Origin of the sequence: Candidatus Equadaptatus faecalis, from assembly GCA_018065065.1 — a bacterium.
Classification (GTDB): domain Bacteria; phylum Synergistota; class Synergistia; order Synergistales; family Synergistaceae; genus Equadaptatus; species Equadaptatus faecalis.
The window spans coordinates 1-16,652 of sequence record JAGHTZ010000054.1; the positions used below are offsets into that span (position 1 = coordinate 1).

The 16,652-nt window shown below is 48.2% G+C and carries 10 protein-coding genes; 3 read left to right on the plus strand and 7 right to left on the minus strand.

The window, feature by feature from the left end:
• Nucleotide 1 precedes the first annotated feature (1 nt).
• The 3 genes from KBS54_04460 to metA all read left to right on the plus strand — a co-directional run bounded on the left by KBS54_04460 (nt 2) and on the right by metA (nt 1,603).
• Nucleotides 2-91 (plus strand): PLP-dependent transferase, encoded by a 90-nt coding sequence (locus KBS54_04460; protein MBQ0055381.1) that lies wholly within the window; start codon nt 2-4, stop codon nt 89-91.
• Between the two features lie 114 nt (nt 92-205).
• Entirely contained in the window at nt 206-547 is a 342-nt protein-coding gene (locus KBS54_04465) for a four helix bundle protein (protein ID MBQ0055382.1), read from the plus strand.
• Nucleotides 548-655: 108 nt separating this feature from the next.
• A complete protein-coding gene (gene metA, locus KBS54_04470) occupies nt 656-1,603 on the plus strand; it encodes a homoserine O-succinyltransferase (protein ID MBQ0055383.1) in 948 nt (315 codons plus the stop codon).
• A 92-nt stretch (nt 1,604-1,695) separates the two neighbouring features.
• On the opposite strand, the gene KBS54_04475 is transcribed toward metA, so the two are convergent.
• The 7 genes from KBS54_04475 to KBS54_04505 all read right to left on the minus strand — a co-directional run bounded on the left by KBS54_04475 (nt 1,696) and on the right by KBS54_04505 (nt 16,650).
• Nucleotides 1,696-3,678, minus strand: a complete 1,983-nt coding sequence (locus tag KBS54_04475; GenBank protein MBQ0055384.1) for a leucine-rich repeat protein — start codon at nt 3,676-3,678, stop codon at nt 1,696-1,698.
• Nucleotides 3,679-3,725: 47 nt separating this feature from the next.
• On the minus strand, nt 3,726-4,289 hold the full coding sequence (locus KBS54_04480; protein MBQ0055385.1) for a hypothetical protein: 564 nt from the start codon (nt 4,287-4,289) through the stop codon (nt 3,726-3,728).
• Nucleotides 4,290-4,291: 2 nt separating this feature from the next.
• Nucleotides 4,292-4,858 (minus strand): hypothetical protein, encoded by a 567-nt coding sequence (locus tag KBS54_04485; GenBank protein MBQ0055386.1) that lies wholly within the window; start codon nt 4,856-4,858, stop codon nt 4,292-4,294.
• A gap of 33 nt (nt 4,859-4,891) precedes the next feature.
• Nucleotides 4,892-6,397: a pyruvate carboxylase subunit B gene (locus KBS54_04490; GenBank protein ID MBQ0055387.1), complete on the minus strand. Its 1,506-nt coding sequence runs from the start codon at nt 6,395-6,397 to the stop codon at nt 4,892-4,894.
• Nucleotides 6,398-6,451: 54 nt separating this feature from the next.
• Entirely contained in the window at nt 6,452-9,988 is a 3,537-nt protein-coding gene (gene nifJ / locus KBS54_04495; protein MBQ0055388.1) for a pyruvate:ferredoxin (flavodoxin) oxidoreductase, read from the minus strand.
• A gap of 159 nt (nt 9,989-10,147) precedes the next feature.
• On the minus strand, nt 10,148-13,699 hold the full coding sequence (locus tag KBS54_04500; protein ID MBQ0055389.1) for a UvrD-helicase domain-containing protein: 3,552 nt from the start codon (nt 13,697-13,699) through the stop codon (nt 10,148-10,150).
• Nucleotides 13,696-16,650 (minus strand): PD-(D/E)XK nuclease family protein, encoded by a 2,955-nt coding sequence (locus tag KBS54_04505; GenBank protein ID MBQ0055390.1) that lies wholly within the window; start codon nt 16,648-16,650, stop codon nt 13,696-13,698. The genes KBS54_04500 and KBS54_04505 overlap by 4 nt, the downstream gene beginning before the upstream one ends.
• Between the last annotated feature and the right edge of the window lie 2 nt (nt 16,651-16,652).

The window sequence follows — 16,652 nt, forward strand, 5'->3', positions numbered from 1 at the left end:
CATTCCCGCAGGTCTTGTCCGTATGTCCTGTGGTCTTGAAGCAAAAGAAGACCTGATTGCAGACATTAAACAGGCGCTGGAAAAGTGCTAAAATAATAGCACTCACCTGTAAAATAATCACTTAAAAAAGCTTTTACTTTCAGCTTACGCTGACACTTAAGAAGAGGTGCATACCTTGGAAGAAATTGCGGCTTGGTCAAAAGCAATGGAACTTGTGGATACTATCTATGATCTGATTGACAAACTCCCCACAAAGGAAAATTGGGCGCTTGCCGATCAGATGCGGCGTGCTGTCATTTCAATACCGTCAAATATATCCGAGGGACAGGCGCGTAATTCCACAAAAGATTTTTTGAGATTTCTGTACATTGCCAGGGGGTCCAAAGCAGAATTAAAAACACAGGTTATAATTTGTGAACATCGCAAGTACATTTCTGAAACTGAATGCAAACATATTCTGCGGTGCATAGATGCATTCGGCATTGTATTAAATCGTACGATTAACAGAGTTATTGAGCAAGATAAAATGGTACAAGAAATGAAATAATATAATTTTTGTTACCAATATTGTTTTTAAGTGTCGCGCAGCGAAAGTCAGTTTTTTTCAAGTAACGCCTTTCAAGTGATTATTTGATACCGAAGGGAGCAAATAATTATGCCAATTAAAATTCCAAATCTTCTGCCGGCGGCAAAAACGCTGCGGGACGAAAACATCTTCGTTATGCGGGAGACAAGAGCAGTTTCGCAGGACATACGTCCTCTGAAAATTCTGCTGCTTAATCTCATGCCGAAAAAAGTTGAGACCGAAACGCAGCTTTCCCGTCTGCTGAGCAACACACCGCTGCAGATTGAGCTGGAGCTTATACGCACGGCAACGCATCAGGCGGCGAACACGTCGGAAGAACACATGCTCGCATTTTACAAGGAGTTTGCAGACATCAAGGAAAAACGCTACGACGGACTGATTATTACCGGCGCTCCCGTTGAGCAGATGGAATTTGAAGAGGTTGATTACTGGCAGGAGCTCGTTGAAATTATGGAATGGAGCAAAACTCACGTTCACAGCACGTTCCATATCTGCTGGGGCGCACAGGCAGGGCTCTACTACCATTTCGGAATACAGAAACGCCCTCTGCCGGAAAAAATGTTCGGCGTTTTCCCGCATAAGGTGGAATACAAACGCTCAATACTTTTCCGCGGTTTTGACGACGTTTTTATGGTGCCGCATTCAAGACACACAACTGTTGCAAGGGAAGACGTTGAAAAGGTGCCGGAGCTTCGCATACTCTGTTCGTCTGAAAAGGCAGGGCTTTACGCCTGTATGACAAAGAACGGGCGTCAGATTTTTATTATGGGACATTCAGAATATGACCCGCGTACGCTCGAAGCGGAATATATCCGTGACAAAAGGGCAGGTCTGCCGATTCACGTTCCCGAAAATTATTACCCGAACGACGATGACACACAGGAGCCGCTTGTAACGTGGCGCAGCGCGGCGCATCTGCTTTACGCAAACTGGGTCAACTACATAGTGTATCAGGGCACTCCGTTTGAGCTTGCCGACATAGGCAGCACGGAATGCGGTACCGAAGAGGAAGAATAAAAACTATCCATGCTTTATAAAAAGGTTCTTCACAAAATTGTGAAGAACCTTTTTTCTTAAGCACAGATTAATATACAAATACAGCAAACTGCTTAAAATGTAGTAAGCTTTGCAAAGTTATGGTTAATTACCGCGTTCAGCAGCTCGTCGCCGTTAACATTGTATGTTTGACCGGCAGGCGCTCTTTTAGTCCGTTTGTCGCCGTTGGGTATGCCTGCATAGTCCATGACAACAATGCCCGCAGGACCATCAAGATTTGTTGTTATGTAGTTCGCGGCTCGTATGTTCTGAAATTGGGCGCTTTTCGGATAATTTGTTACAAAATCGTGCGGGACGCTGAGATATCCGGAAATGTAGTTAAAGCACCACACGCTTTCTTCGGGTTTCTCTTTTACCTGCCTTGCGAAATCGTCAAACATTTTGAATATTTTGTCCGTCTTGTCCTGTATATCGGCTCCCGTTGTTTTTATTTCCCATTTGTTCTGCGTCCACGAAACGTTTTTAGCTGCTTTTGGCGTCCGCGGCAATCCAACGCTTCCGTCATATTTCATACCTGACACACCGGAACCCCAGCGGCAGCATATTGAGGAGTCCAGCGTAACGCCTTTTGTGTCGTTCACGTCACAGTTCATAAACAAAAATTTGCCTCTCACGTCTTTGAGTCTCAAATCAGGTTTGAAAAGTACCGCGTTTTTGTCGTTGTTGTATTTCAGGACAGCGTTCTGCATATCTTCATATTTTGACTTGCTCGGCGTACCGTCCCACGCAAATTCTATAATGGCAAATTCTTTCGGATTGCTTCTCAACTTATTTTTGATTGTATTCACCGCTGTTGAGAAAGCAATTCCCGCACTGAACGCATGACCGAGGTAAAGCTCAGAGTGTCCCCAGTAGCCGAGTCTCATATCAAAGCAGCGGACTCCTTTGTCAAATTGTTCGTCAAAGTTCAAACCCTGTGTTCTTCCGTACATTTCAATTATGTTTGTAAGTCCGAAGGTGGCGGAATCATGAGTGCCTGGAATGCTGAGCTGGGTAATCAGCTGATTGTCGGGAAGGTCAGCCATCCAGGTTTTTGAAGCGACATACTTTGAATACGCCGCAGGCAGCGCAATTTTGAACATATTTTTGTACCGCAACGGGTAAGGAACGGATATACAACGCAAAGGCGTCTTTTCAAAAACCGCGTTTCCGAATTTCGGCGGCGCGACAAAACCAAAGTCCACAATTTGCAGCTTCGGACAGTTTGCAAAAGTTCTGTCGCCCATTGTATATACTGAGGTTTGGTGGCTGCGCATAAAACCGTGCATTGAAGGACGTACTTTTCCGGTTTCGTCTTTAATCTCGCGGTAGATATCCAGATAGTTGCCGCAGCCTATACTGACAAATTCAAGATTGGGACAATTTCCAAATGCGTTCGCACCTATGTTAGGTGTACCGAAAATTACTACTCTGCTAAGTTTCGGCATATCAGCGAAAGCATTTGCCCCTATTTCTTTTACATCTTCAGGAATAATCAGTTTTTCAACGCTTTCCCTGAGCTGAGGATTGTTTCTCATGAAATCTGCCGGAACAAAAGACAGCGGCACATCCTGACTGCCCCCTATTCCAAAATTCAGCACCTGAAGTTTGCTGCTGTCCGCCGGAATTTCCTGTCCGGCTGCGTCATTGGCGTCATTTTCCTGTCCAAGCAGCAGAGGCGCAGCATTATACTGTAAATTTGTTTCTAAACAATTTTCAGCGCTTTGCGTTTTCTGCTGTGAAACGTCGTCACTATCCTGTTCTTCAGGCTTTTCAAGCTGAGCGACCTCCAAAAGTTCCATTCCGAACTGCTCCTCAAGCTGCTCTTTATGCTCGTTCCAGTCAAGCTGAGTGCCCTCGGCAAGCTTAAAACAGAGTTCATTGCTGTCAGGCTGATATTTTCCGAAATAGCCTGCCTCCGCCAACAGTTCATCTGACACTTCCTGAGTTGTACCGGACGAACTCCCGTCACAGCCGCCCGATAAAATTACCGCAGAAAACAGAGCGGTAATTAAAAGAACGGCAAATATTCTGGATTTTACAGTGTTGTAATACATAAAAAATTTTCTCCCCCACTAATCGTTGATTGTATTGCCTTTGTAAATTATTTTATCAGCAAAGCGGAAACAAGCGTAAAATATTCCGGCACAATATTGTCTTTCCCCACCCAAAGAATTTTTGTTCCGAGAAGTTCTTCCGTTACTGCCTGAACGTTTCCGCCTATCGATTCTAATGAGTAGCGCATAAGCTTCGGATTTCTGCACGGTTTTCCTTCAAGCTTCGCACATGCCGCACAGAGTTGGCAGTCTCCGGCAAAAAGACTTCTGCTGCCCGGAATTTCTTTTTCCATCAGCCAAAGCTGCTGCATAAGTCTGCCTTTCTCCGCAGCAATCATGGATTTAACGAAATAAAAAACGTCTCCCTCGTACTTCATTCCGTGCATTGACGGATCAAGCGTCATCTTAACTCCGAAAAACTTTATATAATTAAACTGTTTCCAATATTCGTTCTGTTCAAAATTAAAATTAGGACACGACCATTTTTTGTCGTAATTCGGGCACTGCCTGCAGCACTCAAGGAAACGCGGCACATCAACGTAATGTGATATAAACAGGCTCATATCGCATTCAGCGTACATTGTTTCGGTCGTGTAGGAAAATATTGCCATAATCAGTCTTTCATCAAAAGTGCAAAGAATATAACGTAGTATGGCGGCAGAACGCCGTCTTTAGTCCAAAGGATTTCAATACCGAACAAGTCCTTTGACATGGCTTCAACGTCGCCGCCGACTCCTTCTATCATAAAGCGCATTTTGTCCGGATGTCTGCATGGTTTTCCGTCCAGTCTTGCGCAGCGTTTGCAGTATGAACAGATAAGAGAGGAAAGTATTCTGCTGCCTCTGTATTTGTTTTCAAGATGCCTTATAAAGAGCGTCATCTTGATTTTCTCTCTCGTGAACATTTCGTTCAGGAAATCTTCAACACCGACGTCGGTGTATTTCTTATCTCTCAAACCGTCTGACAGGGTAAGTTTTTCCCCTATCAGACGGACTGTTTTGTACCTTTTCCATAAATCTTCTGCGTGAAATTTGTAGGCAGGGCATGCCCAGTTTTTGCCGTATTCGGAACATTCTGCGCAGTAACCGGCAATCTTTGGAATATCAACATAGTTACGCACAAAAGTTTCAGCGTCAACAGTTTTTTCAAGCCGTCTTATGCTGTAGCCGTATGTCTCCATTCTGCGTCCCTGCCTTATTAAAGCAGCTAATTTTTACACCGGATATACTCCGGGTTCAACAATATCTTCAAGTCCTATATCAGTTTTGGTTGCCTTAACGTACTTGTTCTGCAAAAATTCCTTTGCAACCTGCGGGAACATGATATAGCTGAGAACGTCTTCATCCTGCAGCGCAAGATACCCCACTTCCTCTTTTGCCTTTTCAAGCTCGTAAGGAAGCAGTTCGCCTGGACGGCATTCAATCGGCTTTTCATCTCCGATAACCAGCTTCTGAATTTCAGGATCTACAGGCGCCGGTGTTCTGCCGTAGTAACCAAGGAAATACTGTTTTACTTCTTTCGGTATCATTTTCCAGCGCTCACCGGCGATAACATTCATTGTCGCCTGAGTTCCCACAATCTGGCTCGTGGGCGTAACAAGAGGCGGATATCCCATTTCCTTTCTTACCTTCGGCACTTCTTTCAAAACTTCCTGCAGTTTGTCAAGGCAGCCGGCGTCTTTGAGCTGGCTCTGCAGATTTGAGTACATGCCTCCGGGTATCTGGTACATAAGGATATTTACGTTAACACCCTTGACTCCCATTATCTTGTCCTTGTATTTCTCGGCAAGCCCGCGGAAATGTTCTGCAATGGGAACAAGATTTTCAAGCTTTATGCCCGTATCAAGAGCTCCGCCGCGCAAAGCGGCAACCATTGCCTCCGTCGCCGGCTGGCTGGTTCCCATCGAAAACGGTGATATTGAGCAGTCTATGACGTCGGCACCGGCGCTGAGTCCCGCAAGATAGCTCATTGAGGCAAGTCCGGTGGTATAGTGGCTGTGCAGCTGAATAGGCACAGACACCCTGCGTCTGATTGCCTTGACAAGGGCAGAAGCGGCGACAGGCGTCAAAAGTCCTGCCATATCCTTTATGCAGATTGAATCCGCACCCATTCCGACCATGTCTTCAGCCTGCTGTGCAAAGCGCTCAAGCGTATGTACAGGCGAAACCGTGTAGCTGATTGTCATTTGCAGTTCGCCGCCGGCTTCTTTAACTGTTCTTGCCGCGACCTCCATATTGCGGAGATCGTTCAGCGCGTCAAAAACGCGAACAATGTCAACACCGTTGCCTACGGCGCGTTTGACAAATTCTTTAACCGTATCGTCGGCATAATGTCTGTAACCGACGAGGTTCTGACCGCGAAGAAGCATCTGCGTTTTTGTCTTTTTCAGACGCTTTTTGATCTCGCGTATTCTCTCCCACGGATCGTTGTCAAGATAGCGCATGCAGGTGTCAAACGTTGCTCCGCCCCAGCATTCAAGCGAATGATAGCCTGCCTCGTCAACTGCTTCGCAGATTGGAAGCATGTCTTCAGTCGTAAGACGCGTAGCCATAATCGACTGATGTGCATCACGGAAACAAGTTTCTGTAATGCCGGGACGTCTGCGGCTCTGCTGCGGTACGGCAGTTTTTTCAGCCTTTGTTTCATGAGAAGTTACGGCTGCCTGTTCGGCAACCGTAACTTCGCTGTTGTGCTGTTCGCCTTCAACAATTTTGGTCATTATTACGCGACCCTGAGAATCTTTGATCTCCTGTTTGAAAGACATTTTCTGTTCCTATGCTTCCACCGGCATCTCTGAGAGATATTTGTAAAGGTTCCAGCGGTTGCGGAGATCTTTTTCTTCTGCTTTGAGGAGAGCTTCCGCTGCTTCCGGATTCGTTATCGTAAGACGTTTGTAGCGCGTCTCGTTATAGATGTAATCCTTAAGCGGGAGCGTCGGTTCTTTGCAGTCGATTGTAAGCGGGTTCTTGCCCTCTTTCTTAAGTTCAGGGTTGTAGTGCATGAGAATCCAGTGTCCGGATTCCACCGCTTTCTTCTGCTGCTCAAGACCTTTGTCCATCGCAATTCCGTGCGCTATGCAATGGCAGTATGCGATAACAAGAGACGGTCCGTTGTAGGCTTCGGCTTCTCTGAGAACCTTAATTGCCTGTTCCGGATTTGCACCGAGGTTGATGCGTCCGACGTACACGTCACCGTAGGTCATTGCCATAAGGGCGAGGTCTTTCTTGCCCATTGATTTACCGGCTGCGGCAAATTTCGCGATGGCTCCGCGCGGCGTTGATTTTGACATCTGTCCGCCTGTGTTGGAGTAGACTTCCGTGTCAAGGACAAGGATGTTGATGTTTCTGCCCTGCGAAATAACGTGATCAAGTCCGCCGTATCCGATATCGTATGCCCAGCCGTCGCCGCCGATGTTCCAGATTGTCTTGCGGACGAGGTTGTCAGCAAGCGTAAGCATTTCCTGAGCTTTTTCGGTGCCGAGCGCTTTGAGTTTTTCTTTAAGCTCTGCAACTTTGGCTTTCACAACCTTGATTTCCTCTTCCGTGCCCTGAGGAGCGTCAAGTATTGCGTCGATGATTTCTTTGCCGACTTCAGGCTCAAGTTTCTGGAGAAGCTCTGAAGCGTATTCAGCATGTTTGTCGAGCGTAAGTCTGAAGCCGAGTCCGAATTCTGCCGCGTCTTCAAAGAGCGAGTTTGCCCATGCCGGACCAACGCCTTCTTTGTTGACTGCCCACGGTGTCGTCGGAAGGTTTCCGCCATATATTGAGCTGCAGCCCGTTGCGTTTGCTATAAGGGCGCGTTCGCCGAAGAGTGCTGAAATAAGTTTGACGTAAGCAGTTTCACCGCAGCCTGCGCAGGCGCCTGAGAATTCAAACAGCGGACGGAGGAGCTGGATATCCTTGACTGTGTCAAGGTTAAGTTTGCTTCTGTCCATATCGGGAAGATCCATGAAGAACTTCCAGTTCTTGCTTTCAGGTTCGCGGAGCGGAAGCTGTTCTGCCATCTTGAGCGTTCCTTTGACCTTTGCGAGCGGGCACGTATTGACGCATACGCCGCATCCCGTGCAGTCTTCCGGAGCAATCTGAATGGTGAATTTCTTGCCCTCGAATTCTTTCCAGCTGCCGATCGGTTTAACATCTGCTGATTTGAAGGTCGCAGGAGCATCCGCAAGTTTGTCCGCATCATAGATTTTGGCGCGGATTGCTGCGTGCGGACAGACCAGTGAGCATTTACCGCACTGGATACATGCTTCGGGATCCCATACAGGGATATCTACTGCGATGTTGCGTTTTTCGTACTGCGTCGTTGCCGTCGGATAGGTTCCGTCTGCCGGCATTGCTGAAACCGGAAGATCATCGCCTTTAAGAACCATCATCGGTGCAAGAACTTCTTTGACGAATTCAGGCGCGTCATCCGACACAGGAGCTTTGAGGTCAAAGCTGCTGGTGGCTGCCGCGGGAACCTTGACTTCGTAGAGGTTCTTAAGCGTTTCGTCAACGGCGTTGATGTTTTTGTCAACAATTGCCTGGCCTTTCGGCAGATAGGTCTTGACTATTGAAGCCTTGATGGCGTCTATTGCCTGTCCGCCGGGGATAATTCCGCTGATAGCAAAGAAGCACGTCTGGAGAATCGTGTTGGTGCGGCGTCCCATGCCCGTTTCTTTTGCGATCTTGACAGCGTCAATGACATAGAAACTAAGCTTCTTGTCAATGATATGTTTCTGGGCTGTGAGCGGGAGATGATCCCAAACTTCGTCTGCGCTGTACGGGCTGTCAAGAAGGAATACGCCGCCTTCTGCAGCCGATGCGAGAACGTCAAGCTTTTCCATGTACGAGAATACGTGGCAGGCTACGAAGTTTGCTTTGTTAATGAGGTAGCTGGCGTGAATAGGATCAGGTCCAAAGCGGAGATGGCTGACAGTTATGCCGCCTGACTTCTTTGAGTCATAGCTGTAATAGCCCTGTGCATAAAGGTCTGTTTCGCCGCCAATGATTTTGATTGAGTTTTTGTTGGCGCCGACTGTGCCGTCTGCACCAATTCCGAAGAAGAGGCAGCGTGTGCATTTCGGATTTTCGGTGTCAAAGTTCGGATCATAGTCAAGGTTTGAATAATTGACGTCATCATTGATGCCAACCGTGAAACTGTCCTTCGGCATAAGTTTTGTGAGTTCGTCGAACACGCCCTTGACCATTGCAGGGGTGAATTCTTTTGAGCCAAGGCCGTAGCGTCCGCCGATAACCTTGATGTCTTTTCCAGAAAGAGCAGTGCGGACGTCGAAGCAGAGGGCTTCGCAGATTTCCGCAGGATCTTTGCAGCGGTCAAGTACCGCTACTGACTTTGTGGTATCAGGCAGCGCTTCGAGGAAACGGCTGACGTCAAACGGACGGAAGAGGTGTACGCAGATAACGCCGACTTTCTCTCCCATTTCGTTAAGTCTTTCGACTGCTTCGCGGGCAACGTTTGCGCCTGAGCCCATGATAACGAGAACTCTGTCCGCATCCTTTGCGCCGTAGTAGTCAAAGATATGGTACTGTCTGCCAACCTGAGCGGCAAACTTGTCCATGTATTTCTGGACGATGTCGGGAACTGCTTTGTAGTACTTCGTGCAGGCTTCTCTTGACTGGAAGAAGGAGTCTGTATTCTGTGCTGTTCCGCGGATAACCGGTGCTTCCGGCGTAAGTCTGCGCATACGGTGTGCACGGACGAGGTCGTCGTCGATAAGCGCGCGCATGTCATCGTATTCAAGCTGCTCTATTTTCATTTCTTCGTGGCTCGTACGGAAACCGTCGAAGAAATGGAGGAACGGGACTCTTGCTTCAAGCGTTGAAGCCTGGGCAATAAGTTCCATATCCATAACTTCCTGTACGGAAGCTGAGCAAAGCATTGCCCATCCCGTGTTTTTGACAGCCATGATGTCTGAATGGTCGCCGAAAATTGAAAGCGCATGGGTTGCAATCGTACGGGCGGTAACGTTCATAACCGTTGAGGTAAGCTCGCCGGCGATTTTGAACATGTTCGGAATCATAAGAAGGAGTCCCTGCGACGCCGTAAAGGTCGTGCAAAGGGCACCTGTCTGAAGCGCTCCGTGATAGGCACCGGAAGCGCCCGCTTCGCTCTGCATTTCCTGAACGAGAGGAATTGTTCCCCAAATGTTCGGGCGCTTTGCGGCTGACCACTGGTCAGACCATTCCGCCATCGGTGAAGACGGCGTGATCGGGTAAATCGAAATAACTTCGTTGACTGCGTGGGCAACGTACGCGGCGGCTTCGTTGCCGTCAACTGTTACCCACTTTCTCTTTTTCTCAACCATACAGAATCCCTCCAATTTATTGAAAAAAATTGCTGCTAAAAACCGTTGCTCTGTCTGTCCTGCCAAACAGACACGTGCACAATCGCACGCAGTTATTATATCATTTTTTTTGTACTTTCAGCCTTGTAATTTTTATAAAAAACGAAAAAAGCATAAAATTTAATTTCCCGGATACAGTGCAAAAGGACAGCCGCTTTTCAGCGGACAGTTTCCGCATCTGTCCGTACACGGCGGAAATGCGCCGGACACGGCACGCTGTGCTGCTTTTTTGACGCTTTCGGCAATTTCGTCAAGCTCTGACGGCGTAAAGAATATTTCACCGCTTTCGTGCGAACGGAGATGCACGAGACGCACGCCTATTTTCTCGGGGCGTTGAGTAGCGTCTTTCACTGCAAGCCAAAGCGCTGCTGCATAGAATTTGAGCTGCGGCAGGTAGTAAGCGTTTGTCACGCTGCTTTCGCCGCCTGTTTTCCAGTCAATCAGGTGAAGCGTGTTTCCGTCTTCCCAGTACAGGTCTGCGGCGCCGACAAGCAGAAGTTCCCCGCAGCGTACGCGGAAGGACGCTTCGCGCGTTAAAGTCCCCTCTTTTTCGGCGAGTCCGGCAAGCATTGTGCCTGTTTCCGTTTTTGCAAAACGCGACAGCATTTTTTCAATTTCGGCTTTTGTTTCCGGCTTTGCGAATTCATCGCGCATTTCTTCCGGCATACGGAGTTCAAAACGGCTGCCAAGCAGTTCCGCTATTGAGCTTTCCTTGAAGTCCCAGTTTCTTACAAGACAGTGCACAATATTTCCAAACATCTGCCCGCTGACTCCGGTTTCCCCGTTGTCTTTGTTTTCCCAGTCTGTTTTTATCCCCTGACGGAAGCTCCTGCGATACGCGGCAGGACACCATTCAAGCAGAGCGTATGCCGATGCCGTTATGCGCGAAAGCATTGGTGAAGCGTTAAATTCCGCCTTAAGAGGTTTCGTGATTTCTTCCGTCTCAGTTTCAGTTGTTTCCTGACTGATGTCAAATTTTCCGGCGTCAAACTGTCTGACGTCTGTTTCATTGCGCACAATGTTTTCAATTTTAAGGAAACGTTCAAGGAAACTTCCCTGCTTCTGCGTTTTTTTCTCGTCATTTTCTTTGAGAATTCCACAAAGGACAAGTTTTTCCTGCGCCCTTGTCATTGCCACGTACCAGCAGCGTTCGTCCTCAGCCTGCGATGCCTTGTCGTCAATTTCCTTGTTCCACGCCGCCGTGACAAATGGGACTTTGTTTCCGTCAGAAGCCGCAAATTCCGGCGCTTCGGAAACAAGAAGCCCGAGCAGCGGGGATATTTTAATTTTTCCGCCGTGCGAGGCAGTTTTTTTCTGTGTTTCTGCAAGCACGGTTATCGGAAACTGCAGTCCCTTTGAAGCGTGTATCGTCATTACTCTTACACAGTTCTGACTGCTGTCAATAACGTCCGGTTCTTCTTTCTGCTGTTTTTCCGCAGCCGCTTTCTGCAGATATTCGGCACAGGCTGCAAACGAACTGCCTATTGAAGCGTCAAATTCCCTTGTGGCATCAATAAGTCCGGCGAGGTTGGCAGATGCCCTGCGCCTCTGACGCGGTTCAAACGCCTTAAGATATTCCCTGTTTTTTTGCAGCTCCATAAGCACTGCGGAAGCACCGCGTAGTTTTGCTATGCGGCGCAGTCTGTCAAGCTCTGCAATGACGCGCGGATATTTTTCTTTCACAAGTTCGCCGAGAATTGCCGGATTTTTTTTCAGTCCTTTCTGCGCCGCTTCCGAAACAAGCGCTTCCGTTTTTCCGGCTTCAAGACCGCAGAACGGCGAAGCAAGCCAGGAGGCAAGCGCAAGAGCATCATCAGGCGCCGAAAGAAGATTAAGCAGATTTATAAGTATTTTTATCTCGTCGCGTCCGTAATAATCCCTGCTCGTGCAAAGCGCATACGGAATGCCCGCATATTCAAACGCCTTTTCAATGGCTGCGTAGGCTGTCCTCTGCGGCACAAGCACTGTGAAATCAGACCACCGGCATTTGCGTCTTGTTTTCAGTTCTTTGTCGTAAATCGTTACGCTGCCGCATATATCGCGCAGTCTCTGAGCAAGAGCCTTGTAGAGCGTAAAGCGTTCTTCTTCGATTTTCGGCTTTGCGCCGTTTTCGTCTTTAACTTCCGTAAACGTAAGCACGTCAAGAGCGTTTTCTTCAAAACCGTCCTCTTTGCCGTCAGGATATTCAAGTGCCTCGTATGGGACGGAAACGTTTCCCATTCCGTTTTTCCATATATCTGAAAAGGCGTCGTTGAAAAGTCCGATCAGCGCTTTTGTCGAACGGAAATTTTTGTCAAGATTTATATATTGTCCGCAGTTTGATTTCTTTGCTTTGTCGATGTAATCTTTGAAAAGCGTGAGGTCTGCGTGACGGAAACGATATATGGACTGCTTAAGGTCGCCGACAATAAACAGCGTGTTCGGGTTTTCGGCGTTTTCGCCTTTCCACAGCTTTTCAATAAGCGCATTCTGGAGAGGGTCGGTATCCTGAAATTCGTCAATCATTATGTGGCGGTATTTTTCTCCGCAGGACGGATCATTTTCCAACACCTCTTTTGCCCTGCCGATGAGGTCGTCCATGGCAAGACAGTTCGCGCTGTTCTTTCTCTGTTCCCAACAATGCCATGCAAGCGCGGCGGCTTTGTTGAGAAGCAACAGCAACTCTTTTTCGCCGTCTGAAGGTTCAGAAGCCAAATAGAGTTTTTTCGTAAGCCATTTCTTGTAGTCTGATGCCGATGTTTCAAATACGGACTGATAGAAAGTGTCGAATTCTTTTGGGTGAATTCCCTGCAGGGAGCGTAAAGATGCTTGAAGCTGTGCGATAAAGACATCCGCAGGCTCATCAATAAATTTCTTAAGGTCGGCAGTGTCTTGGTTTAGACGTTTCGGATTAGTTTTCAGCGCAGCAAATTCGTCACTTTCAATAGCATAGCGCCATGTTTCACGTATTTTGTTGGGATAATCTTTTTCTTTCTGTAATTTTTTAATTTCTTGCTCATTTGTGAAATTCCAAAGCCATTCGCGGTCAATTTTGTTTCCGTCAGTGTCTTTGTCCATACTCCCGTAGACGGATACGGCTTTTCTGCAAGCTTCAGCAAGCGCGTCCGGAGTATATTCGTTCAGCATATTTTGAAAAACAGCGCTGCCAAAAAGTTCTTCCGCGCGTTTTTTCCAGAGTTCGCCATCGCCGGCGAGCTGCTTTATTTTATTCAGAGAAAGCTCGTCCAAAGCACGGGCAAATTCTTCCCAGAAAAGATCCTCAAACGGCGCAGAGGCAAGCGAAAAAGCAGGGTCAATGTCAAGCGAAAGCCCTGCTTCGCGCGTAATTTTCATCGCAAAGGAGTGTATAGTTGCTATGTCAGCGTCTTCAAGAGCTTCTATTCTGTCTTTCAGGAACGGCAGCTCGTCAGGATATTCGGCGTACAATGCTCTCAGCTGTCCCTCGATTCTCCCGCGCATTTCCTGCGCGGCTTTTTCGGTAAAGGTCAGCACCAAAATCTGCTGCGCTTCGCAGCTTTCGTCCGAAGCAAGAAGATAGGCGAAACGCTGTGCGAGCGTCTGCGTTTTTCCGGCGCCGGCACCGGCGCTCACAACCGTCAGCGGCTGCTTTGAAACAACTGCTGCCTTTTGTTCGCCGGTACTTTTCTGCATTAGAAATTCCTGCCAGTTCATGCTTCGTCCTCCGCGCTTTCTTCGCTTGCTTCCGAATAATACGGATCTTCCCGCCTGCGGCAGAGCGTCTGATAGACACAGTTCTGGCACAGGCTTCCGTTGCCTTCTCTCGCGGCATAATTTGCTTCAAAGCTGCCCTGTCTGACTGCTTCAGCTATTTTATACAGAGCTTCTTCCGCTTTGGCAATCTGCCCTTCAGGAGTTATCTTTTTGCAAAGTACCGTTTTGTTTTTCATTTTATCCGACAAAACGTAAATCTGCTGCATCTCTTCGGTAAAACAGCCGCAGAGCCTCCCGTCTGCATGTCCCAGCCAGCCGAAACCAACTGTTTCCAGTCCGCGCAGTTTTTTCAGCAGATACGCATACGCCGCAAGCTGCAGATCGTTTTTGTGTTTTTCGGCGGTGCCGAGCTTGTAGTCGAGAATTACAGCTCTATTGCCCGGGTACACGTCAAGTCTGTCAAATTTGCCGCGAAATTTTACACCGTCAATTTCAAAATCACAGCCGTTTTCGTCTTTCAAATCCGTTTCGACTTCAACCCTTATTCTGCCGTGAGCCTTCGCGTTTGTCTCTATGGCGTCCTGAAGCGCGGCAAGCGACAAAGCCTGCTGTTTCAGAAGCGTTTCGCGGCGTTTCAGCCTCTGTGAGGACAGAGCCGGATATTCGGCGCGTACAGCTTCGTTTTCCCAGTTTGTCTCAACGTAGCCGGTAAAGGCTCCCCGTTCTTCTTCCGGCTGTTTCCAGTAGCTTTCCCAAAGCTTATGATTCAGATTTCCTGCTGACAGCGTGTCAAAAGCGCTGTCAGCCCACGGATAAAGACCTGTTTTTCTGCACCAGTAAAGATACGGGCATTTCAGCCAGTCGTCCAGGCTGCTGAGCGAAACGGTAAGTTCCTCCGGACGATATATTGCAGTCCTCGGGAATTTGCCGCGTTCTGCTTTTGTCAAGTTTTCAGGAATCTCGGCAGCCGCAAACCAGTCGTCTCCGTCCTGCGGAAGCGCGCTGGCAAGCGTATAGACAAGAGGCTCCCCGCAGAGGTCAAAAGGCGCCTGTGATAAGTATGTCTGTTTTTTGTCAAAAAGACGCGGAACAAACACAGATTCTCCGAGAGGTCTTCCGTTTTCGTCCGTAAGGGAACGCGCGATGACGGCGCCTTTTTTAGCCGTCGCAAGCAGTCTGCGGAGAAGCAGTTCTTTTTGTTCGCGCTGTTCGGAGAGCGTAGGAATATGTTCCGTTTTGAGATTTTTTTCAGCGGCGTTTTCATCCCTGCCGTTGACAATGGCAAGCTGTTCCCTGCGCAGAAGCGGCGAATCACGCAGCGTACCCGGCCAGCTTTTCGCGTCAATGTCTGTCATAATCCAAAAATCGTGCTGTTCAAAGGTAGCAGGCGCTTTGCCGTAGAGCGTAACGCAGTTTTTCTGCGGAAGCTGTATTGAGAGCGTGGCTGTCGATGCCCAGTCAAGCAGAAAATCTATCGCGTCGCCGCCTTCAAAAACAACCTTTGAAGCTTCACCGATATTTTTGTTCACGTCCTGCAGCACCGCAATTTTTTTATCCAGCTCATGCAGCGCAAGTGATATGTTTTTAACGGTGTAGTCAAATGCGGAATCGTCTTCGACAAGCTTTGAAGCGGACGACTGCGCGTTAAGCGTCTCAAGAAAAGTTTTCCAAAGCGCGAGAATCTGAACGGGAGAATTTTTCTTTTTGACAGCACGGCAGAAATCCGCCAGTCTGCCGAACAGGTCAAGCACTTCTCCGTCGTTTTTCAAAGCCCGCTGCCAGCCTTCTTCTCCTTTCGGGAAAAGCCGCAGATATTTTCTTCTGTCAAAATCGTCCGGCGAAAGCAAAGGCTCGGAAAGCAGCGCAGCTGTTTCCCCCGTATCCCATTGCGAAACGCAGGCGTTCCATATAAGCTGCGGCAGTCTGCCCAAGGGAGTGTCAAGCACGGTGCCGCGCAGAACAACGTTGTACGGTATGTTGTAGCGGCGCAGTTCGTTTTCAATGCTGTCAAGCGTCTGCGGCGAGGCAAGTATACCAATCTGCCCGAAGTCGGAAAGGTCGCCAAAGCCTTCGGCAAGTCTCCCCCTGCCGAGCTTCCAAAGCGCAAGCTCACGAACAGCAGCCATATATTCAAGATTTGTATTGCCCGCTTCAAGTTTCCTGATTTTCAGAGGACTGACGTTTTTTTCGCAGGGCTGGAGCTCAGACATCTCGTCAAAAGCTGAAAGCTGCTGTATGCCGCCGCGGAAATTTTTGGCGGTCATTCCCGTACGGGGCATAAAATAGACACAGCAGCACATTCCGCCAAGCTGCTCAAACAGCTTGAGCTGATTTCCCGTAAAGGTGCTGAAACCGACAACGGCAAGAACCCTGTTTTTTAACGAACTGTTGTCGGAAACAAGCCGCTGCCTGAGTTTGTCAGGTATCTGAATTGCGTCTGCGAGGCCGTTTTGGTTCAGATAGTCAGTATATTTTCTGTACAAGCTGTACAAAATTTCTTCGGGTAACAAATCGTCTCCGCCGTCAAATCCGTCTGCAAGCTTTGTATATAACAGCTCAGGTGAAATGCCCTCTTTTATCAGAGTATGAATATTGTCGGACAGCAGCGTAACAAAGCCTGCATGCTCCATGCCGGCGGGAAACTTCCTGCCGTTGTTTTCGTTTTTGTATTCCTCAACGAGATATTTCAGTATCAGCTTATGGTCGGGAGGGTCGATAACACGAAGGGGTTTATCGTCTTTTTCAACGATTTTGCCGTATAACTCTCCGATTGTCACGATGACAGGACGCTCGCCAAAAACAGCTTTGCCTCCGGTTATAAGGTCTGTCAAGGTATCCTTGTCAAGCGTTGCAGGCACAAGAAAAAACACTTTCTGCCCGTACTTGCCATACAAAGCCGCAAGTTTTTCTGCCGCTTCGGATATTCTGAAATACGTGTAAAGTTCGCTCATAA

Coding starts and splice junctions, on each gene's coding strand:
- KBS54_04465 (MBQ0055382.1), top strand. CDS start 206: ATGGAACTTGTGGATACTATCTATGATCTGATTGACAAACTCCCCACA.
- metA (MBQ0055383.1), top strand. CDS start 656: ATGCCAATTAAAATTCCAAATCTTCTGCCGGCGGCAAAAACGCTGCGG.
- KBS54_04475 (MBQ0055384.1), bottom strand. CDS start 3,678: ATGTATTACAACACTGTAAAATCCAGAATATTTGCCGTTCTTTTAATT.
- KBS54_04480 (MBQ0055385.1), bottom strand. CDS start 4,289: ATGGCAATATTTTCCTACACGACCGAAACAATGTACGCTGAATGCGAT.
- KBS54_04485 (MBQ0055386.1), bottom strand. CDS start 4,858: ATGGAGACATACGGCTACAGCATAAGACGGCTTGAAAAAACTGTTGAC.
- KBS54_04490 (MBQ0055387.1), bottom strand. CDS start 6,397: ATGACCAAAATTGTTGAAGGCGAACAGCACAACAGCGAAGTTACGGTT.
- nifJ (MBQ0055388.1), bottom strand. CDS start 9,988: ATGGTTGAGAAAAAGAGAAAGTGGGTAACAGTTGACGGCAACGAAGCC.
- KBS54_04500 (MBQ0055389.1), bottom strand. CDS start 13,699: ATGAACTGGCAGGAATTTCTAATGCAGAAAAGTACCGGCGAACAAAAG.
- KBS54_04505 (MBQ0055390.1), bottom strand. CDS start 16,650: ATGAGCGAACTTTACACGTATTTCAGAATATCCGAAGCGGCAGAAAAA.